This window comes from Brachyspira sp. (assembly GCF_029258575.1).
In the GTDB taxonomy this organism is placed as follows: Bacteria; Spirochaetota; Brachyspiria; order Brachyspirales; family Brachyspiraceae; genus Brachyspira.
In genome coordinates this window covers 37,410-60,184 of record NZ_JARHYI010000117.1, presented here as the reverse complement: position 1 = coordinate 60,184, position 22,775 = coordinate 37,410, and the positions used below count along the sequence as shown (strand labels likewise).

At 28.0% G+C, this 22,775-nt stretch carries 18 protein-coding genes and 1 tRNA gene; 9 read left to right on the top strand and 10 right to left on the bottom strand.

The genetic code is table 11. The annotated features are described in order from the left end of the window. Window positions 1-3,284, top strand: a 3,284-nt coding sequence (gene flcA / locus Q1J76_RS09070; RefSeq protein WP_498034137.1) for a periplasmic flagellar collar protein FlcA, incomplete at its 5' end; no start/stop codon positions are given. A gap of 69 nt (window positions 3,285-3,353) precedes the next feature. Here flcA and Q1J76_RS09065 read toward each other — a convergent pair. Continuing rightward, window positions 3,354-4,094: a DNA methyltransferase gene (locus Q1J76_RS09065; protein ID WP_300369764.1), complete on the bottom strand. Its 741-nt coding sequence runs from the start codon at window positions 4,092-4,094 to the stop codon at window positions 3,354-3,356. Window positions 4,095-4,205: 111 nt separating this feature from the next. Between Q1J76_RS09065 and Q1J76_RS09060 the strand changes: the two genes are divergently transcribed. The 4 genes from Q1J76_RS09060 to Q1J76_RS09045 all read left to right on the top strand — a co-directional run bounded on the left by Q1J76_RS09060 (window position 4,206) and on the right by Q1J76_RS09045 (window position 7,375). Beyond that, window positions 4,206-4,940 carry a TM2 domain-containing protein gene (locus Q1J76_RS09060; protein WP_300369763.1) on the top strand — a complete coding sequence of 245 codons (735 nt, stop codon included), beginning with the start codon at window positions 4,206-4,208 and terminating at the stop codon, window positions 4,938-4,940. A 15-nt stretch (window positions 4,941-4,955) separates the two neighbouring features. Further along, the gene (locus Q1J76_RS09055) at window positions 4,956-5,177 is read left to right on the top strand and encodes a hypothetical protein (RefSeq protein WP_300369762.1); all 222 of its coding nucleotides are present in this window, start codon (window positions 4,956-4,958) and stop codon (window positions 5,175-5,177) included. A gap of 127 nt (window positions 5,178-5,304) precedes the next feature. Further along, window positions 5,305-5,616: a phasin family protein gene (locus Q1J76_RS09050; protein WP_300369761.1), complete on the top strand. Its 312-nt coding sequence runs from the start codon at window positions 5,305-5,307 to the stop codon at window positions 5,614-5,616. Between the two features lie 82 nt (window positions 5,617-5,698). Beyond that, complete coding sequence (locus tag Q1J76_RS09045) at window positions 5,699-7,375, top strand: ABC1 kinase family protein (RefSeq protein WP_300369760.1); 1,677 nt, start codon at window positions 5,699-5,701, stop codon at window positions 7,373-7,375. Window positions 7,376-7,414: 39 nt separating this feature from the next. Here Q1J76_RS09045 and Q1J76_RS09040 read toward each other — a convergent pair. Next, window positions 7,415-7,487: transfer RNA gene (locus Q1J76_RS09040), tRNA-Asn, on the bottom strand. A 64-nt stretch (window positions 7,488-7,551) separates the two neighbouring features. Then, a complete protein-coding gene (locus Q1J76_RS09035; RefSeq protein WP_300369759.1) occupies window positions 7,552-8,088 on the bottom strand; it encodes a hypothetical protein in 537 nt (178 codons plus the stop codon). Window positions 8,089-8,272: 184 nt separating this feature from the next. On the opposite strand from Q1J76_RS09035, the gene Q1J76_RS09030 reads away from it, so the two are divergent. After that, complete coding sequence (locus Q1J76_RS09030; protein WP_300369758.1) at window positions 8,273-9,076, top strand: DUF4912 domain-containing protein; 804 nt, start codon at window positions 8,273-8,275, stop codon at window positions 9,074-9,076. A 77-nt stretch (window positions 9,077-9,153) separates the two neighbouring features. On the opposite strand, the gene ispH is transcribed toward Q1J76_RS09030, so the two are convergent. Then, a complete protein-coding gene (gene ispH / locus Q1J76_RS09025; protein ID WP_300369757.1) occupies window positions 9,154-10,899 on the bottom strand; it encodes a 4-hydroxy-3-methylbut-2-enyl diphosphate reductase in 1,746 nt (581 codons plus the stop codon). 27 nt (window positions 10,900-10,926) lie between these two features. Then, a complete protein-coding gene (gene rpmB / locus Q1J76_RS09020; protein WP_300369756.1) occupies window positions 10,927-11,118 on the bottom strand; it encodes a 50S ribosomal protein L28 in 192 nt (63 codons plus the stop codon). A gap of 211 nt (window positions 11,119-11,329) precedes the next feature. Between rpmB and gltA the strand changes: the two genes are divergently transcribed. The 3 genes from gltA (at window position 11,330) to Q1J76_RS09005 (ending at window position 15,427) form a co-directional block, all read left to right on the top strand. Continuing rightward, entirely contained in the window at window positions 11,330-12,730 is a 1,401-nt protein-coding gene (gltA, locus tag Q1J76_RS09015) for an NADPH-dependent glutamate synthase (RefSeq protein WP_300369755.1), read from the top strand. A gap of 259 nt (window positions 12,731-12,989) precedes the next feature. Further along, complete coding sequence (locus tag Q1J76_RS09010) at window positions 12,990-13,610, top strand: hypothetical protein (RefSeq protein WP_300369754.1); 621 nt, start codon at window positions 12,990-12,992, stop codon at window positions 13,608-13,610. 14 nt (window positions 13,611-13,624) lie between these two features. Further along, window positions 13,625-15,427, top strand: a complete 1,803-nt coding sequence (locus tag Q1J76_RS09005) for a LysM peptidoglycan-binding domain-containing protein (RefSeq protein WP_300369753.1) — start codon at window positions 13,625-13,627, stop codon at window positions 15,425-15,427. A 545-nt stretch (window positions 15,428-15,972) separates the two neighbouring features. Here the strand turns inward: Q1J76_RS09005 and Q1J76_RS09000 are convergent. From Q1J76_RS09000 to rimO, 5 genes are all read right to left on the bottom strand, one after another. Continuing rightward, a complete protein-coding gene (locus tag Q1J76_RS09000) occupies window positions 15,973-18,459 on the bottom strand; it encodes an ATP-dependent Clp protease ATP-binding subunit (protein WP_300369752.1) in 2,487 nt (828 codons plus the stop codon). Window positions 18,460-18,619: 160 nt separating this feature from the next. Further along, window positions 18,620-18,937: a hypothetical protein gene (locus tag Q1J76_RS08995; RefSeq protein ID WP_300369751.1), complete on the bottom strand. Its 318-nt coding sequence runs from the start codon at window positions 18,935-18,937 to the stop codon at window positions 18,620-18,622. Beyond that, window positions 18,934-19,506 (bottom strand): RNA polymerase sigma factor, encoded by a 573-nt coding sequence (locus Q1J76_RS08990; RefSeq protein ID WP_300369750.1) that lies wholly within the window; start codon window positions 19,504-19,506, stop codon window positions 18,934-18,936. Before Q1J76_RS08990 ends, Q1J76_RS08995 begins: the two co-directional genes overlap by 4 nt. 83 nt (window positions 19,507-19,589) lie before the next feature. Further along, window positions 19,590-21,413 carry an ATP-dependent Clp protease ATP-binding subunit ClpX gene (clpX, locus tag Q1J76_RS08985; RefSeq protein ID WP_300369749.1) on the bottom strand — a complete coding sequence of 608 codons (1,824 nt, stop codon included), beginning with the start codon at window positions 21,411-21,413 and terminating at the stop codon, window positions 19,590-19,592. 16 nt (window positions 21,414-21,429) lie between these two features. After that, window positions 21,430-22,749, bottom strand: coding sequence for a 30S ribosomal protein S12 methylthiotransferase RimO (rimO, locus tag Q1J76_RS08980; protein WP_300369748.1), 1,320 nt, complete (start codon window positions 22,747-22,749; stop codon window positions 21,430-21,432). Between the last annotated feature and the right edge of the window lie 26 nt (window positions 22,750-22,775).

The following is a 22,775-nucleotide window of genomic DNA, read 5'->3' as shown; positions in this document are numbered from 1 at the left end:
ATATAGATAATTTAGATTTACCTGAAGATTTGGGCTTAGATGATAATAAAGAATCTGATGATGGTTTAGACTTGCCTGAAGATTTAGGCGATGACAAAGTATCTGCTGATATAGATAATTTAGATTTACCTGAAGATTTGGATTTAGATGATAATAAAGAATCTGACGATGGTTTAGACTTGCCCGAAGATTTAGGCGATGACAAAGTATCTGCTGATATAGATAATTTAGATTTACCTGAAGATTCAGATGATGATGATGATTTAGGATTGCCTGAAGATTTAGGTTTAGATGATAGTTCAGACAATGATAAAGTATCCGCTGATATAGATAATTTAGATTTACCTGAAGATTTAGATTCAGATGATGATGATTTAGGATTGCCTGAAGATTTAGGTTTAGATGATAGTTCAGACAATGATAAAGTATCCGCTGATATAGATAGCTTAGATTTACCTGAAGATAAAGAATTAGAAGAAAAAATAGAAAAAGATATCAAAGATAATGAAAAGTATGATGATATTCATTCAGAGAAATTACCTACATTTGGTGATTTACCTTTACCTGATAGTTTACCTAATATAGATGAAAATATACATAAAGAAAATAATGATGATTTACCTGATCTTCCTGATATGGATATTGATGAAAATGCTTCTGATGATTTAGATATTGAAGGAATAGCTGATAATTTAGATGATATATTAGAAGATGAAGATTCTAGTTTAGGTGATTTAGATAATATATTGAATAATGATGATCTATTAGAAGAAGTAAAAGACAAAGAAGAAAAACCTCAAGAAGACGTTAAAGATGAGGAAGATGATGATTTGTCTTTAGATAGTATATTAGATGAGCAAGAAGAAACTAAAGATGAAGAAGAAAAAACTCAGGAAGAAGTTAAAGATGAGGAAGATGATGATTTGTCTTTAGATAGTATATTAGATGAGCAAGAAGAAACTAAAGATGAAGAAGAAAAAACTCAAGAAGAAGTTAAAGATGAGGAAGATGATGATTTGTCTTTGGATAGTATATTAGATGAGCAAGAAGAAACTAAAGATGAAGAAGAAAAAACTCAAGAAGAAGTTAAAGATGAGGAAGATGATGACTTGTCTTTAGATAGTATATTAGATGAGCAAGAAGAAACTAAAGATGAAGAAGAAAAAACTCAAAACGGTAATGAAGATTTAGATGATATTGCAGATGAAGATAAATCAGAAGAAGATCATGAGCTAGATTTAAATGATATAGATATAGATAATGAAGACAGTAATATACCTTCAAACAATATAGTTGAAGGAGGTACTGTTCTTCCTGCTCCTGAAACTGCTGATTCTTTGCCTAATTCCAAATATGAAGATTTGGGTAGTAATATAGATCATGATAAGGTTATTAATTCTATAAGATATCTATCTCCTATTACACAATACCATGTTTTGGATGCTATACTTAATGAAAAACTAGACAGAGATTCTATGGAATATTTACTTAATGCTTTAGAACGTGGAGAGTCTAGTGAAAACATTACAGAATTATTGAATAAAAAATTAGGTTTGAGTCTTCAAGAAGAAGGCAGAAAAAATATATTAGAATTAATACCTATACCTAATTCATTAAAAGATTATGCTAAAATAATCAGAGTTGCTGCTGTATTCTTAATATTATTTATAGCAATAGTATTATTCTCTTTCCAATTCATTTATAAACCTATGATGGCAAATAAATATTATAGTCAAGGTTTAGTGAGTATATCAAAAGGTACTTATGATGATGCCGAGAGAAATTTTGCTGAAGGTGAAAGATATCAGCCTAAACAAATAAAATGGTATAATAAATATGCTAGAGCCTATATTGCTAGAGAAACATTTAATGAAGCAAATAATAAAATACAAAGTGCTTTGAATATAAAACCTAGAGATTTTGAAACTAGAATAACTTACGGATTCTATTATAGAAAAAAAGGAGAAAAAGAATTCTCTCAGGAAGATTATATTTTAGGTGAAGAGCTTTACAATGATATGCTTGTTTATACTGAGAAGAAAAAAGAAAAAGAAACCATATATGATGAACGCGGACTTCTTATGATAAGCAGAGCAAAAAATATGTTAGAGCCTGATTATTATGATATAGCCTATAATAATTACAGAGATATGGTTAATTTCTTTGGTGACGGAGTTGTTCCTAGAAAAAGAGTAATGCTTATAAAAATCTATCAAGATGATTATAAGCAAGTGAAAGCTATTCAAAATCATATTAATCTATTACAATCAGGTTATATTGATGATGAAGTATATCCTAAATTGGCAAAATATCTTCTTGATAAAGATGATTTTTACGGCTCAAGAAAATTATTTGAAAGTCTTTTAGCGGCATATCCTAAAAATTTGGAATCGGTAATAGGATATGCAGATTATGAAACTAGATTAAAACATTATGACAGAGCTAGAGAAATATTAACTTCAACAGCATTGCCTATATATGAATCAGATCCTTTCTATAGAGGAAAAGAATATGTATATAATATGCTAGGTCAGATATATTATAATTTAGGAGAATATGGAAATGCTGTTAAAAACTTTAATGAAGCTTTGGCTATAAATGCAGCTTATCCAGATGCTAATTATAATTTAGGTAATGTATACTTCTATAAAGAAAAAGATTATCCTAAAGCAAAAGAGCATTATCAAATGGCTTATGATAATTTAGCTCCTAATTTAAGAAGCGATAAACTTCTATATAATTTATCTTGGATATATTATTTAGATAGTGAATACGACAGAGCTTTTGAAGGATTTAATGCTTTATTCCAAAAAAATCCTAGTAATAGTGTAGTGTCCTATGCATTGGGTAATTCACTTTTACATTTGGATAAAGCTAATTTAGCCAATGGTTTTTATAGAAATGCTTTAAGTCAAATATTGGCAAAAAGAGACAGATTGGGAAGATTGGAAATGCGTATGGAAAGCGACTTTATACTTGTAAGTTATTTAGCTAGTCTTTATAACAATATAGGTGTGGCTTATGCTCATAATTCCACTGTTACAAATAATATTATTAATGAACAAGAAGCATTTAAACATTTTGTATTGGCTAGTGAATATTTCGATCAGGTAAGAACTTCAAATATAGATTTAGAAAGAATGGAGAAAAGAACTATACTTATAGATAATCAAAATGTTGGTGCCGCTTCTTATAATATAATGTCTATGCAGGGAAGAAGAAATCTAAAACAAGCTACGGTAATAGATGATTATATTCCTAAAGATATGAATTATTTGAAATAAATAAATTTTAATAAAAAGGCAGAGATTAAATATACTCTCTGCTTTTTTATTTTTTAAATATTAAAATAATTATAAATTTCGAAGATGTAGCTTTCCATTTCTATCTATTGTTTTATTGCTTTTTTTATACATTATAAAAAGATAATTAAATCCTCTCAAATAAAAATTATTTTCCACTGCTGCTATATGATAATTACCTTTATTGAGATTTTTATTATGACGAACAACAGATATTATATCTATTGGCATGAAATATTTAGACATTATCTCAAATAGTTTGAATCCTATAGGCATAAAAGGAAATCCCTTCTCATAAGAATCAGAAACATATAAAGACATATATCTATCTTTTTTCATTATTCTAAATATTTCACTAATAACCTTTTCCATAGCTTCATAATATTCATTTTCTTTTGCAGTAAGTTTTCCAATGCAGTTTTTCTCATCAGAATAATTTACATGCGTACTATAAGGAGGATCTATAAATACAAAGTCTACTTTTTCATCTTCTATAGGTATTTTTCTAGCATCAGCTTTAAAAATATCCTTTCTTTGTAATGCTTTAGGGTTTATATCATAACCTAATGCCCTTCTTCCAAGTTCTCTAGCCACATCAACAGTAGTTCCACTTCCAGCCATAGGATCAACAATTAAATCTTTTTCCTTTGTATATTTATTAATTAAATTCCATATTATATATGAAGGTGTAGCACCTATATAATGTTTATGTTTTTCTTCTTCACTTTTTAAATACTGCTGAGATGGATAATCCCAAAGAGTTGTAGTCTGTAATTCTAATTTCTTTTTCATAATTCTATCCGCTTCAATAAAAAATTTAATATAAAGTACATATAAAAAATTACTTGTTAAAAATTAATACTTTGATATTATATAACAATAAATATTTTAGGTTTATTATAAATGAGAAAAAGAATTAAAGCTATAATATGTTCTGCACTTTCTTTGATATTTGGAGGAATCGGAATACAAAAATTTTATCTAGGACAGAATAAAAGAGGAATATTATATATTTTATTTTTCTGGACAGGCATACCATATTTATTATGCATTATAGATTTACTCAGATTTATATTTATGAGTGAAAAAGATTTTGATTCCATATATAATAAAGAATATAGAGAAAATTTAAATAAAAATGGATACAATAATGATAAATTTAATGATGCTATAGATATAGAATATAGTTATGTTAATAAAAAAGATTCAGACAAAAATGAAAACCCAGTAATTGAAAAAGCATTGGAATATTACGAATCAATTAATAATTCAGTTAGCCAAATATATGACTATAATTTTTCATCTAAAGTTAAGAATTTAAATAATATATTTAAATACATTATAGACAAAATTATAAATGATGATGATGATAAAAAAGAACAGTCAGTAAAATATTTGAAAAAAATGCTTGAATATAATATACCTACAACATTGAAACTCATTAATTCATATATAGATTTATCATCTTCAAATACTGAAAATTCCAATAATATAAAATCTAACATAGAAGAATCTATAGAATCAGTTACAAAATATTTAAATAATATATTAGAAAATATACAAAAGGAAGATATTATAGATATTGTAAGCGATATCGATGTACTTAAATCAAATTTGAAAAAAGAAGGTCATATTTAATAAAGGAGTTTAGAAGTGGATAGCGACGGAGTATATAAAAGAGTAAATGTAAATAAAGTTATAAAAAATATTCAAAAAAATAATACTGATATAACAGAGAGTAAGGCTCAGGAAATAGCATATATTATGATAAAAGAACTTAATAAAAAAGTTGCTGCTATGGTTAATGATTTTGAAAATGGAGAAGGCGATTTTATGGCCTGCTATTTTGATGCTGTAGATAAAAATATTATATAACTAAAAAATAATTTATCTTTTATAAAATAGCATATAATAGGTTTTATAAATAGAAAAGTTAATTATTTTATATTGACTTTTTATTTTGTAATGATAAAAATTAAGTAATAGATACAAGGGGGACATCATGTCATTATCAGACGATATTAAATCAGGATTTTATTCAGGCATTGGAATGATGCTTAAAGGTAAAGAGAAATTAGAAGAAGCTGCACGCGAATTTATTAAAGATAAAAATGTAAGTGCTGAAGAGGGAGAAAAATTTGTAAAGGATATGGTAAGCAAAGCTTCTGAAACTAAAGATGAAGTAACTCAATTCATAGATGAGAGAGTAAAAAAAGCTATTGATAAAATTGGCTATGTAAGAAAAGAAGAATACGACTCTATGAGAAAAGAATTAGAAGAATTAAAAGAATCTTTGCAAAAGAATAAGCAATAATTATTATCAGAATTGATTATAAATGCATTGTTAAAATTATTTATATACTTTTAATAATGCATTTTTTTATAGGGAATGGAAAATGAATAACATGAAATTTATAAACAGGGCTAGAGAAATAATTTCTATAATAATATCCTATGGTTTCAGAGATATTATATCTATAACACCAATATTGAAAATAATAAAAAATCCAATAGACAAAATTAATATAAAACATAATGGTATTGATTTGCGTAAATACAGCAGAGGCGAAAGAATTAGAATGGCCTGCGAAGATTTAGGTACTACTTTTATCAAACTAGGACAAATATTATCTAATAGAAATGATATATTACCTAGAGATATAATAGATGAACTTAGTAAACTTCAAAATCATGTAAAGCCTTTTGATGAAAAAGAGGCTATCAATATTATAGAAACAGATCTAGGTAAAAAAATAGATGAAATTTTTGAAACATTTGATGTAAAACCAAAAGCTAGTGCTTCTATTTCTCAGGTTCATACTGGTGTATTAAAAAATGGAGAAAAAGTTGCTGTTAAAGTAAAAAGACCTAACATAGAAGAAAATATACTTATGGATATAGAGGTTATTACATGGCTTTCAAATATCATAGAAAAGTATAATGAGGAATTTGTTTTAATGCAGCCTCAGAAATTAATAACAGCTTTTAAAGCACAGCTTTTGCAGGAATTGGATTTCAATTTTGAAAAGAATAACACTCTCAAATTTGCAAGATATTTTAAAAATAATAAAAATATAAAAATAGCAAAAATATATGAAGAATACAGTACAAAAAGTATATTGACTATGGAATATATAGAAGGCATAAAAATATCTGATATATCGCCTGATGATGAAAAATATGATAGAAAAAAACTTGTATCTATAGGTATTGATTCTGTATTAGAACAAATATTTATGCTTGGATTTTTTCATGCTGATCCTCATCCAGGAAATTTGATGGCTTTAGAAAATAATGTTTTATGTTTTTTAGATTTCGGTATGATAGGGTTTATTCCTCCAAATTCTAAAGAAGCATTTTCTTCTATAATCATGAGTATCAGTTCTGGTGATTATTTAGAATTATCAAAGGCAATACTTGATTTATGTTATCATGCTGAAATAAAAAATATGGATGAATTTAATATGGCAATATTTGTTCTAGTAAGCAAATATGTTGATATGCCTTTAGATAATATTAATATAGAAGATGTATTCAATGAGCTTATTTATATAATAAGAGAATTTAGATTAACTTTACCTAGCAATATTATGCTTTTAATCAAATCTTTGATAGTACTTGAGGGTGTTGCTAGAAATTTGGATAAAGATGTAAAGCTGATAGAACATATTAAACCTTTTGCTTTCAAATATGTAAGAGAACAGATGAAGCCTAATAATTTATTTAAACAGTTCAAAAAATTATTTTATGATTATACTGGCATATTAAAAGAACTTCCAACAGATATAGGAGATTTACTTACTGTTATAAAAAAAGGAGGCATGAAAATTCAGCTTGAACATAGAAAATTGGAATCATTATCCAATACTTTGGATGCTTTAGCTGATAGATTAAGCTATTCTATAGTTCTAGCTTCATTGATTATGGCTAGTGCTTTGATAATAACAAGTAATATTCCTCCCCTATTTCATGGAACATCTGTTATAGGAATGGTAGGTTTTGGAGTATCGGCTATAATGGGTTTTATTATGATTATAAGTAGATTTATAAAGAAGTATATTAAGAAAAAATAGAATAATAAAAAAACTCCCTGAAATGGGAGCTTCAATATGCTCCGAGAACAGGGCTCGAACCTGCGACCCGGTGATTAACAGTCACCTGCTCTACCGACTGAGCTATCTCGGATTATTTTTAATATTTCAGCATTATAGCATAATAAAAAAAAATGTCAATACTAAAACATAATTTTTTATTTATATGCACTAAAATATTGAAGAATTTCTTTATATTTTGCTGATTTATTTCCTGATAATATCATATATGTATTTAAATGCTCATATACTTTTTTACCATATTCTTTTTCTTTTTGAGTATCATTTTTCTTTACAGATTCATCAAATCTTTTTTTGTATATTGTTGCAAGTCTATAATTAGAATTCGGATCTGCCCTTAATTCTAAAGCTTTTTTATAAAATTCAATTATTTTATCTTCTTTATACTCTTTAGAAAGATAAACAGCACCATACATATATACATCTCCAAGTATAGGATATGAAGGATGTGATTTCAAAGCTGCCATTCCTTTAGAGTCCAAAACATTTAAATATGCTTTTAATTTTGTATATGCATTTATACTGCCATCAAATTCGGATAATGTTCTAGCATAACCTACAATTTTATCCAATTCCTGATCCTTACTAGGAGTAACAGGTATTGATAAGGATTCTTGAGAAAATGCTAATATATGAAAAATAAACAATAAAAATATACTAATCTTTAATTTCATTTTATCTCCTATATCATATAAAAATAAATATACATAATATATAAAATTTTTTCAATCTTATTTATTATCGTCATAATTAAAATCTAGTAAAACTAAAAAAGTAAAAAACTAAATTTAATTGTTGACAATAAAAGTATTTATTCTATAATATTTTTTGAAAAATATAAGTTTATGGAGATATTTAATGGCTACTAAAAAAACAGAAAAAGCAGCTGAAAAAAGCACTAAAAAAACCCCCGCTAAAAAATCTGCAGCTGATAAAAAAGATGTAGAAGAAAAATCAAGCAGTACAACCAAAAAAGCTTCAGTAAAATCTGCAGCTGGTAAAAAAACAACTTCAACTACTGCTAAAAAAACTACAACTAAAAAAGTATCATCAAAGAAAAAAGTTGAAAAAGAAGTTAAAGATGTAGAAAAAGTAGAAGAAATAGAAGAAGTACAAGAGCCTAAATATATACCTGATGAAGTAGATATAGTCAGAGAATTACCTGATAGATACAATGAAACTAAATTAGTACTGATGATGCGTGATCCTGAATGGTGTTTTTTCTATTGGGATATATCTGATGATGATATAAATTACCACTCTTTAAAAGGAAAAAGAATATCAGTTAGAATATTCCATGTATTTGGTTATGATATAACTAACGGCGAAATCCATAAAGAAATAGAAGTAAATTACATTTATGGTGATAGATATGTTAATCTAGCTATGCCTCATGCTTACTTTATAGGTGAATTAGGATATTATGATGAAAATAATAGATTTATAGTATTGGCTAGAAGTAATATGATTTATGCACCTAGAGATTCTATGAGTAATGTTTATGATGAAGAATGGATGGTTAATGAAGAGATTATTAAATTACTAAAATCTCCTAAAGCTTTAAGAGAAAGTTTATCTTCTGCTACAATATTCGAACTTATAGATTTAAGAAGACATCATCTTGCTGGTTCATCTTCTTCATTATTTATGAAAAAAAATTAATGATATTAAGCGGTGTTAATTAATAAGGCATATAATATTTGAATTTTTCTGTTTTTGTAATTTTTGGACTCTATAAATTAAATATTAATTAATGCCGCTAAAAATAATACATAAAGAGGAGAATCTATTAAAATTGAAAACAAATGTCTGCTAGTTATTATTTTCTTCTTCATAACAACAAATGATATAATGCTACTGTATATAATAGGAACAAAATATTTTAATTTATCGATTTCTAAATAAAACTTATCTATAATAATACCAACTACCATAAATAAAGCCAATATAATGGGTATTATACCTGTAATAATAGCTAATTTATGAGAATCTATATATGTTGTCAAAGTTACTGCCCCTGCTATTTTATCACTTTGAGAAAATTTTATTTCTATCAAAGCTTGTCTTATAAACATGAACAAAAATACTATGCTAGTAGAAAATAAATATAAAAACGGATTTCTGCTGAATATATCTCTATGCATAATAAATATAGAACCATTTAACAATACAACAACTGCAACTGATATCACTATTGCTTTGAATGGTATAAGCTTTTTAAACAATCTAAAGAAAAATGAAGATTCAAATCTAGATTTATTTTCAAAGCTAATATTATACCCTACCCCAAGTAAACTTGATAGTATAGAAAGCATTAATATACCAATATCAACCTTATAAGCAAAATAAAACATCAATAAAGCACTTACCACCATCAATGAAATAAAAAATATTTTATTAGTTTGATAGAATAAATATCTTCTATAATCACTTATTCTAATAGTATAATTACTGTATCCATTTCCCAAACTCATATACAAATAATATAATGCAGTTATAATACCAATTTTATACTGAAAAGGCTGTGATAATATATCATATATGGCATATGACATTAAAAAAGCACCTACAGAAAAGAAAATATAACCATAATTAAGAAAATCGAATATTTTTGAAAAGATTCTAGTTATATTACTTGCATATTTATCCTTTATAGTCTGTGCTACATCCTCTATCAGCCAATCAGGAGTGGAAGCACCAGCCATAATTCCAATATTTTTATAATTCGATAAATCTATATTTTCTAAATCTTCTTTATATTCAACATAAAAAGCTGGTTTAATGGCAGAGGCAATATTATATAAATTTCTTGTATTAGAACTTTCAGAGCCTCCTATAACAAGAACAACATCATTTCTTTTAGCAATATCTAATATTTCATTTTGTCTTTGTTCAGTAGCTATACAAATAGTATTTTTAATTATTATTTCAGTATCTTTATATTTATCTTTTATTTGATTTACAAATTTATCAAAAACAGACTTTTGTAATGTGGTTTGAGCTACTATTAAAGTTTTTTTAGAATCATCAGGAAGTTCATTTAAATCTTCATCTTTATATACAACATAAACATCATCAGCATATCCGCAAACCCCTATTATTTCAGGATGCATTGGATTTCCTATCACTATGATTCTATATCCTAAAGAACTATGTTTTTTTACAAGACCTTGAATTTTAGCTACATATTTACAGGTAAGATTCACTATTTTTTTGGCATGAGAAGAAAGAGCATCCCTTCTTTTTGGAGATATACCATGAGCTCTTACAATAACAGTTTTATTATCCAAAACAGACATATCCTCATCATCTTCATATGTTTTTACACCAATATTTTCCAACATATTAAGAGTTTGAGGATTATGAATTAAATGTCCATCTATATATATTTCACTGTCATTTTTAGCAGCTTGAGAAAAAGTATTTTCAACGGCATATTTAACACCGTCACAAAATCCAGCAAATTTACCTATATCAACATTCATTATATTCTGAAATTTAAAAAACCTTTATTATTTAGCTTTAGATATTTTATTGCCTTTGATGCATTTAGTACAAACTAATGCCTTTTTTACTGCACCGTTTACTTCTATTCTCACGCTTTGTAAATTAGCATTAAAAGAACGTTTAGTTTTTATATTAGAGTGACTCACACTATGACCGTTTTGTTTACCTTTTCCGCATATTTCACATACTCTTGCCATTATTTTCCTCCGATAAAAATGATAATAATTTTTTTTACCTAACTATTCTCGTAATTATATTATAAAAAACGATTATAGTCAATAGTTATTTAAATTAATAATAAGATTTTTACATTTAAACATAATAATTGCCTTGATTATATTTAGAATTATAGTATAATTTATACACTATTAATTATATTAAAATACCTGAAATAAATAGGAGATATATATGCCACAAAGATCAAAATTAGGTGAAATACCTAGACAAGAAATGCCTACAAGAAGTGCAGAAGAAAGAAGAAAAGATTTCAAAGAGGTTCCTCTAGGATATACAGAAGAACAGGCATATCAAGAAGCTTTAAGATGTTTGGATTGTAAGAAACCGCATTGTATGGATGGATGTCCTGCTAAAGTAAAGATACCTGAATTTATAGGTCTTATAGCAGAAAAGAAATTTTTAGAAGCAGCTAAAAAAATTAAAGAAACTAATGCATTACCAGCTGCTTGCGGCAGAGTATGTCCTCAAGAAGAGCAATGTGAAGAGAGATGTGTAGTTGGTAAAAAATTTGAACCTGTTGCTATAGGTAAATTAGAAATGTTTGTTGCTGACTATGAAAGAAAACATGCTAAACATGAAAAATTACAGGTAGAAAAAAATGGTAAGAAAGTGTGCATAGTAGGTGCTGGTCCTGCAGGATTAGCATGTGCAGGAGATTTAATAAAATTAGGTTATGATGTTACAGTATTGGAGGCTTTACATACAATAGGTGGCGTTTTAATGTATGGAATACCTGAATTCCGCTTGCCTAAAGAATTAGTAGCCCATGAAGTAGAAAACCTTAAAAAAGACGGCGTAAAATTTAAAATAAATGAAGTTGCAGGAATATCTTTAGATTTTCAAGAATTAAGAAAGGAATATGATGCAGTATTTTTAGGAACAGGTGCAGGACTTCCTGTATTCTTAAATGTACCTGGAGAACATTTCTGTGGCGTATATTCTGCTAACGAATATTTAACAAGAGTTAATTTAATGGGTGCTTATAAATTCCCTGAAGTAGATACTCCTGTAATAAAACATAAAAAAGTTGCTGTATTAGGTGGTGGTAATGTGGCTATGGATGCATGCAGAACTGCTGTGAGATTAGGTGCTGAAAAAGTATATATAATATATAGAAGAACTGAAAAAGAACTTCCAGCAAGATTGGAAGAAATTCACCATGCTGTTGAAGAAGGTGTAGAATTTAGATTCTTAAGATCTCCTTTAGAGATACTTGGAGATGAAAATGATAATGTTGTGGCTATTAGAACTCAAGTTATGGAATTAGGAGAGCCTGATCCTGATGGAAGAAGAAAAACCGTTCCAGTTGAAGGACAAACAGAGGATATAGAAGTTGATGCTGTAGTTATAGCAATAGGTACTACTCCAAATCCTCTTATAGCTAGAAAAGTAAAAGAGTTAAAAACAACTAGAAAAGGTACTTATGAAATAGATGAAGAAACTTGTGCTACTTCTATAGAGGGAGTATTTGCAGGAGGAGATGCTGCAAGAGGTGCTGCTACCGTTATTTTAGCTATAGGTGACGGTAAAAAAGCTGCTGCAGGTATAGATAAATATTTATCTAATAAATAATTTTATTTATTAATTTTGATATTAAAAAGGGACTAACTGATTGTAAGTCCCTTTTTTATTTTATTTATAAGTACATAAAAAACAAAAAAACTACGAATGTTCTTGACTTTTATACCGTTAATAATAATATAGTTAACATAATTTATTTTTTTTTGTTATAAAATACAATTATATTTTTTTCTTATTTTGATAATTATGGTTTTATTAATTTAAAAGCCATAAAATATATTTTATAAAGATTGGGAGGATCAAACTGATTATGAAATTGAAGATACAAATAGGTTTCATTACTCTAATAGCTTTTATGCTCATTTCCTGCGGAGGTTTACCCGTTAAAGAATATGAGAGAGTAACTGCTTTAAGAGATACAGTAGTAAACAAATATTCGGAGATAAAAACATTCGCTCCAGAAGATTTTGACATAGCTGAGAAAGGATATGCTGAAGCCGATGTTATAATGAAAGAAGAAAACAAAGATGAGGCTGCAAAAGCTAAAGAATTATTATTAACAGCTGAAACTAATTATAATGTGGTTTTAGATAAAGGTCTGCCACCATATTCTGAAATACTAAAAAAACAAACAGATGAAAGTGCAACTAATGCTATTGATATCAAAGCTGGTGTAATGTATGGCGATGAATTCGCTAAGGCTGATACTGTATATCAGGAAGCTAATGCAATGTATACAGCTGAAACTAAAGATTATAGAGTTATGGTTGATAAACTTTATCAAGCTAAAGTTGCTTATACAGATTTATACAATAAAACTAAAGAGCAATTTGATAGAAGTGACGAAGCTTTGAAATTGGTAAAAGAGCGTCTGGCACAATTGGAAAAGATGATGCAGGAAATAGAAGTCTTCGAACAGGAACAGAATTAATATTTAAGGAGTAAATGATGAAAATAAAAAAAATAATAGCTACTATAGCTTTATTATCTTTTACATGGTCTATCTTGCCTGCTCAAACTTATGAGGATGCAGCAAGAATAACAGAAGAAGCAAATACTCTGCAAAATGAAGGTCAGTATCAACAGTCTTATGATAAATCTCAGGAAGCATCTGCAAGTATAGACAAAGCTTCTATGGCTTTATTCTACAGACTTATGAACGCTAGAATAAATAAAACAAAAAATGAAGCTAATAATGCTATCAATGAAATAAATCAAATGGGTGCTGCAAGCGATAATCAATTTAAAACTCAATATGAAGAGGCTGTAAAATACTTTGAAGAAGGAAATTCTAATATAGGAAGTATACCTTCTCCTGATACAGTTGCTCAAAATGATGAAGAGTTTAATACTGCTTCAAACACTTTTACTACTGTTTTACAGTATTTTGATAATGCATTAGCTTCTGCTAATACAGTTAAAGAAGGATATTTAGGAAGAGAAAGAGATACTGCATCTAAAGCTATAGCTGATGCTAGAGGAAAATACAATGCCGCTTTGGGTAAAAGCATAAAAGCAGGTGATAATAATGATAAAGCTGTTTCTGGTGCTTTAACTAAAGCTGATGAGGCTTTACAAACTGATAACTTTGCTAGTGTACAGCAGAATGTTGCTGCGGCTCTTGCTGGAATAACTAAAGCGGAGGCTGACGCTAAGGCTGCGGCTGAGAAAGCTGCTGCGGCTGCTAAAGCTAAGGCAGAAGCTGAAGCAAAGGCTAAAGCTGCCGCTGAAGCAAAGGCTAAAGCAGAAGCTGAAGCAAAGGCTAAAGCAGAAGCTGAAGCAAAGGCTAAGGCAGAAGCTGAGGCTAAAAGAAAGGCTGAGGAGGAAGCTAGATTAAAAGCTGAACAGGAATCTCTTGATAAAGAAAAAAATGATTCTATAGCTAAAGCTAAACAAGATATAGCTAATGCTCAGGAAAAATATAATAATCTTGTAAACGATAACACTATAACAAAAGGTGATGAAACAGATAAAAATATATCTACCCTTTTAGCTGATGCTAACAATGTAGTAGAAACTGATCCTACTACTGCAAGTCAAAAAGCGTTAGAAGCTTCTAAAGCTATGGATGATTTACTTAATAATGCTAATAGTACTATAGATAGAGAAGAAAATCAAAAACAATTAGATGATCTTAAAGCTAGATATCAGCAATTAAAAGATGAAGGATATATAATTCCAGACAGTGATGAAGATAAAAATCTTTCTCAAATAATTAAAGATGCTGAAGATGCTTTAAATAATAATGATAATACTTTAGCAAAACAAAAATTAGAAGAAGCTAATAAGACTATGAATGCTATATATGAAATGGGACCTAAAAGACCTGGAGATGGAGATTTAATAGAAACTGAAAATAATAATGAAACAGGTCAGATTATAGATGCTACTACTGGTCAAACTGTTAATACTCAAGGTAAAGTTACTGTACTTCCTATGTATTACACAGTTGTACAAAGAACTCCTTTAACAGATGCTTTATGGAGAATAGCTGGATATTCATTCATATATAATAATCCTATTCAATGGTATAGATTATATCAGGCTAACAGAAATGTATTAAGAGACCCTAATAATCCAGATTTAATATTACCAGGACAGGTATTAACTATACCTAGTATGAATGGTGAAGAAAGAGCTGGTACTTATGATCCTAATATGCAATATATAACTTATGATGAAGCTATAATATTGAAAAATCAGCAGCAAAATAATAATAACAACAATACTAATGAAGCTGCTCAATAAATAATCAATTAAAAATAAGAGCTATGTATGAGTGAAATCGTACATGGCCTTTTATTTTAACTTTTTTATAATTAATAAATATAAGATATATTTTAATATAAAAAAATCTTAAAGTAATATTTAAAATGTTGTAAGTATATAACTAAAAATTATATTTCTTAATTATAGTGCGATAAAATGAAATATATATTTATTTTTTTTCTTACAATATTAATAAACCAATAATGTATATAATATAAAATATGAAAATGATAAAATACATCTAATGAAAATAAATATCTAAAACCAAATATAAAATATCGTATAAATAAAACAGAAATGCAATGGAAAGGTATAATTATAAACGGATATGATGTTAATAATATAATAAAGATATACGAATATGAGGACTAATTTAATAATTATAGATTATGATGTAAAAAAGATTATACTAATTATAGAATCAGAAAAATACTAACAAATCATTGAAGTATTATAAAAAGACGCCCCAAAATTTTATTATAAAATTTTGGAAGCATCTTCAATATTTATAGGAGTATGTTAAACTAACTTTTAGATAGTTCCTTATCTTCAGTCTTAACAGACTTACTATAAGAAAATACCAAAGAGCCGTCATTTGCATCAACATCAATAGTATTACCATCTTCTATATTACCGAATAATATCTCGGTACTCACATAATCTTCTATCTCTTTCTGTATAGCCCTTCTTAAACTTCTAGCACCATATTTCTTATCAAATCCCTTATCTATAATATAATTTTTAGCCTCTTCGCTTAAATTAATAACTATATTTCTTTCTTTTATAGCATCATTAAGTTCTTTAAGCATTATATTAATAATATCTTTCAAATCATCTTTACTAAGAGTATGGAATACTATAATATCATCTATTCTATTTAAAAACTCAGGATTAAAAGTTTGTTTTAATTCTTCCAAAGCAAAGTTTTTAATATCATTAGCATCTTTTTCGCTTCCTACGGCATTAAAACCTAATGAACTTCCCTTTACAATATCTCTAGCACCCAAATTGCTTGTTATAATTATAATAGTATTGGAGAAATCAACCTTTCTGCCGAAATTATCTGTAAGCTGCCCCTCTTCTAGTACCTGTAAAAGGATATTAGTAACATCAGGATGAGCCTTTTCTATCTCATCGAATAGTATTAAAGAATAAGGCTTTCTTCTTACTTTTTCAGTAAGTCCACCCCCCTCTTCATAACCAACATATCCGGGAGGAGCTCCTATAAGTCTGCTCACTGCAAACTTCTCCATAAATTCACTCATATCTATTCTAATAAGTGCATCACTATCTCCAAACATGAACTCTGAAAGTACTTTTGCTAAAGCAGTTTTACCAACACCAGTAGGTCCTAAAAATATAAAACTTCCAAGTGGTCTTTTCGATGTTTTAAGTCCTGCCCTGCTTCTTCTTATAGCCTTTGATATAGAAGATATAGCTTCTTTCTGTCCTACAACTTTTTTATGAATCTCCTCTTCCATATCTATAAGTCTTTTACTTTCTGAATTTAATAATCTCTTTATAGGAATATTAGTTATTTCAGATATAACATGTCTTATATCATCTTCTTCTATATAAGTTTCAATCTTTTCTCTCTCTTCACGCCATTTCTCCTCTTTACTAGAAAGTTCTTCCTGTAATGAACTTATTTCATCTCTTATTTTAGCAGCCTCTTCAAAATTTTGATTATCCACAACATTTTTCTTCTCTTCATTGAGCTCTTCTATTCTCTTCTCTAAATCTTTGAATTCCTGAGGTCTAGTCATATTAAGAAGTCTAGCTCTAGAACCTGCCTCATCTATTAAATCTATAGCTTTATCAGGCAAATGTCTTTCAAAAATATATCTTTTACTTAAAATAGCAGCAGCATTAATAGACTCATCTGTATATTTTACCTTATGATGCTCTTCATATTTAGATTTTATACCATTTAATATTTCTATAGTATCTTCTATACTAGGTTCTTCTACATTAATGGACTGGAATCTCCTTACCAAAGCACCATCTTTTTCTATATATTTTTTATATTCATTGATTGTAGTAGCCCCTATACATTGAATCTCTCCTCTTGAAAGTGCAGGCTTTAACATATTAGCTGCATCTAAAGCTCCCTCAGCACCTCCAGCTCCTATTAATGTATGAAGCTCATCTATAAATATTATAATATTATTAGCTTTTTTAATTTCTAATACTATATTTTTTATTCTCTCTTCAAATTCTCCTCTATATTTTGTGCCAGCAACAACTGAAGATAAATCAAGAGTAAGAACTCTTTTTTTAAGAAGTATATCAGGTACATCTGCAGCAACTATCTTCTCTGCAAGTCCTTCAACTATGGCAGTTTTACCTACTCCTGGCTCTCCCAAAAGTATAGGATTATTTTTCTTTCTTCTTGAAAGAATTTGAACAACTCTCATAACTTCATTTTCTCTGCCTATAACTCTATCTAAAGCTTTATCTCTAGCCATTTTAGTCAAATCGCGTGCAAATTGATCTAAAGTAGGAGTTTTAACTTTTTTAACATTATCATCTTGATGCGTTTGCTCTGAAGAGGATATACTGCTTCCTGCCACACCAAGCATTTTCAATATTTCTTGTCTTAATATTGTAAGCTCAAGCCCCATACCTGTAAGTACATTATAAGCTGTACCACTCTCTTCCCTTAAAAGTCCCAAGAGAAGATGTTCTGTACCTATATAGTTATGGCTTAAAGCTCTAGCTTCTTCAGCAGATCTACTTATAAGTTTTTGTACTCTCGGAGCAGTAGGTAAAGTTCCAAATACTTTTGTAGTTGAAGATTTTACCATGACAGATTCTAATTCTAACTTTAATCTGTCTAAATCTATTTTCAATCTCATCAAAACTCTTGTTGCCAAAGCCTCAGATTCATGCAATAACCCCAAAAGTATATGTTCTGGAGTAACCATATCATGATTTAATCTTTTAGCTTCCTCTTGAGCATATAATTCTATAACTTTTTTTGCTTTACTTGTTAAATGAAACTGAAACATATTATAATCCCACATATATGCCATTTTTTCAAAGCATATATAAAAATATTTTACTAATTATCGGATATAATAGAAATAATTATTATAAATAATATAAAATTATACATTAACATAAAAAAATGTTAATGTATAATTAAAATTTCTATTATAGATTTACAATTTAAATAAAACTACTATTAACTACATTTACTGTAGTCTTATTAGATGATGCAGTGTTAGCTTTAATAGAAGTATCATTATCATTTCCATAAAATAATGACAAAGCCAATACTAAAACTATTGCTGTTGATAGAGCCAATGATAATCTAACAGAACACATAAAGGCATATATTGGATTAAGCTCTTTTTTATTCATACTTTCCATTTTAGCCCTTTGAAGCATGTACTGCCATTCCCTATCAGGCAAACTTGGCAAATCAAAATGATATCTTTTCTTTTCGATTTTGCTTTTAAATTGCATCATGTCATGTAATTTCATAAAAGAGTCCTTTCTTTTTCTAATAGCGATTTCATTTTCTTAAGAGCATAAGAATAATTACTCTTAGCTGAATCGCTTGATATACTTAGTATATCTGCTATTTCTTTATATGAGTAATTCTCATAATATCTCAATATAAAGACATCTCTCTGTTTTCCTTTTAGTTTTCTAGAAGCATTGTATATTTTCTCCTGAAGGTATATCCTCTCATATTCTTTTTCTGTATTATACCTTTTATCATCTACTATTTCTAATTTTTCTAAATATGGAGATTCCCTTCTATATGCTTTAGAATACATATTTATAGCTGTATTGCTTATTATACGATATAGCCAGCCTTTAAAATAGTTACGTTCTTCATATCTATCTATTGCTTTATATACGCGTATCAATACATCTTGTGTTAAATCCATAGCATCTTCATAATTATGCATAAAACGGTATGATAAATTAAATATATAATTTTTGTATCTTGTTAATAATATATCTAATGCTTCTACATCACCTTTTTTATGTGCTTCTATTAACTCATAATCTTTTAATAATTCTTTTTCTTTAGTTACTATCATCTCTACAAACTCCAATTATTACCTGTCTTAAATAATAAATATACATACATTATTTATAACAAATAAACAAACATAAAGTAAAATCAAGCCATAAATGATTCTTTGGAAAAATTCTTATTGGAATTGTCTATTTTTTTATCATCATTGCCTGAATTTACAAACTCTTTCTCACTAAATGCATTTTCTATATCATATTTAGTGAGAGTAAACGTATTACCTTTTACTCCATCTAAATTAAAAAGTATATTTACCATAGCAGTTTCAACTATACTTTTTAATGACCTAGCACCCATATTCATACTGGCTGCTTTATCCACTATAAAATTTACGGCATCTGCTGTTACTGTTAATTTTTTACCTATACTTTTGAAAAATTCAGTATATTTTATAATAGGAGATTCTGAAGTTTTTGTCAAGATATCTTTTAAATTTTCTTTGGTAAGATCATTTAAAGTTACTACTATAGGTATTCTTCCTATAAATTCAGGTATCATACCATATTTTTCTATATCCTTAACATCAACCTGACTAAGTATCCTATTTTTCTGAAGTTTATTAATAACAGCATTGGAACCAAATCCCAAACTGCTCTCGCCTTTTAAACGCATTTTTATAATATCATCAAGTCCTACAAAAGCACCTCCGAATATAAACAATATGTTTTTAGTGTTCATAAGTATACCGTCGCTGGAATGCATCATTCTTCTATCACCAAATTCAGGAACTCTTATATCCTCTCCATTCATCATAGAAAGAAGTGCTTCCTGAACAGCTTTGTCAGAAGGGTTACCTGTTGTCGATTGATGAGCATCGGCTTTTGCTATTTTGTCAACCTCATCTAAAAACACTATACCATATTGAGCCTTGTCCAAATCTCCATTAGCCTTTCTATAGAGATTATAAAGAACAACTTCTACATCATCTCCTACATATCCAGTTTCCGTAAGAGTAGTAACATCTGCCCTTGCAAAAGGTAAATCTAATATCTCGGCTAATGTCTTTACTAGATAAGTTTTACCTACACCTGTAGGACCTATCATAAGTATATTTGATCTGAATGGTATATCTTTATTACCGTTGATTCTCAAACAATGTAAATAAGCATGCACTGCTAATGCCTTTTTAGCTTCGTCCTGACCTATAACTGTTTTATTAAGTTCTGCAATAATTTCTTTAGGGGTTAAAATGCTGGATTTGGAAGATTTTCCTACATATTCAGATGCAGTCTTTTTAGTAGTTTCTTCACTATTTATTATATTGTATATAATGTCATAATTATATTTTTCTAAAAATGCAAATATCACTTTGGAACTTACGAATGTTATTAGTGTATTTGTAATTTCAAATATTCCACCGCTTGGATATGGTTCATGAGATAAATTAAATATACCGCTGGAAATTAATTTATTATTACTTTCAAAATAATGATATTTATTTATATATATATCATTATTTAATGTAATAAGTTCTAATATTCTTCTAATAGATATGGCAGACATCGAATCCCCATAAATAGTATAAACTAATACAGAATACAATATATATCTCTCATCTAAATCTAAATTCTGTTCTGATATAAATCTTTCTATATTAAAATTATATTTTTTAAAAGAGGATATTTTTTTCACATCTCCTTTAAGTGAATTGATTAGTATCTCTATTTCATTAATATTATTTACTATTTTTTCATTATTTGGGAGCATTTCATCATCATATCCCAAAGCCCTGTCAATATTATTTGAAAGTCTTCTAGGCATATCATTACGATCGGATATTAAATTCAATGTATAAACAATCTTTGTAACTATTTCAAAATATGCCCTAAAAGCTTCTTCTCTATTTTCATATTTATTCAACGATTTTTTTTCATTACTATTGGATTCATTTTCTATATTTTTTTTCTTCATATCACAGTTCTCCTAATCAAATAGCATTGCCTATTAAATCATATTCTGTACTATGTGTAATGGCAACTTTAACTATATCCCCAATATTTATATTGCTATTATTTTCATTGTATATTTCAACATAACCATCTACTTCAGGAGCATCATATATACTTCTGCCTATAATTCTGCCATCATCTTCCTTTTTTTCTACTAATACATCTATAGTTCTTCCTACAAATCTCTCTAGTCTTTTTTCGGATACTTCTATAGCAACTTTCATAAGTTTTTCTCTAAGCATTAATTTTTTATTTTTACTCATTTTAGGTTTATCTATAAGCAAGGAATTAGTATTTTCTTCCTCTGAATATGTAAACACTCCTACCCTATCTAGTTTGGCATTTCTTACGAATTTTATTAATTTTTTGAACGATTCAGCAGTTTCTCCCGGAAAACCTACTATTAGAGAAGTTCTTATAACAGCATCATTATTATAGCTTCTTATTTTTTCTATCATTTCCCTATAGAATTTATAGCTTCTAGTACCTCTATTCATATCTTTTAATATTTCTTTATCAACATGCTGCAAAGGTATATCAAAATAAGGAACTACTTTTTCTATAGTAAAAAATGATTCCATTATTTCATCATTTAAAACAACAGGATTTTGATAAAGCACTCTTATCCATTCTATACCTTCTACCTTTGAAAGAGCCTTTAATAAATCAGGCAAAGCTAATTTTTTGTAAATATCATATCCATAAAATGTTGTTTCCTGAGCTATTAAATTAATTTCTTTAGCTCCACTTGCTGCATAATTTTCAGCCTCTTTTACTATATCTTCAATCTTTCTGCTTCTATGATCACCTCTAATTTTTGGTATAGCACAAAAACTGCAATTGGCATGACATCCATCGCTTATTCTTATATACACACTATGCTTAGTACCTGTATTTACCCTATCGCCATACTCTTTATATTCTATATTTTCTTTTGCATCATGAAAACCATCTTTTCCTACGGCTTTTAATATATTCTCTAAATCATATATACCTATAGCAGAATCTACTTCCTTGAACATATCAAGAAAATTATCTTTATACCTCTCGCTCATACAGCCTGATACTATTAATCTCTTACATTTTCCATATTTCTTATAAATAGAATGATCAAATATAGCATCAATAGATTCTTTTTTGGAATCCTCTATAAAAGCACAAGTATTTATAATTATAATATCTGCATCTTCAGCATTATCAATAATATTAAAACCGTTTTTCTCAAGTATAGCTAATATATGCTCTCCATCAACCGTATTTTTCTCGCATCCTAAACTATGTAAATATATATTTTGCAAATTAATTATCCTCTTAATAAATATAA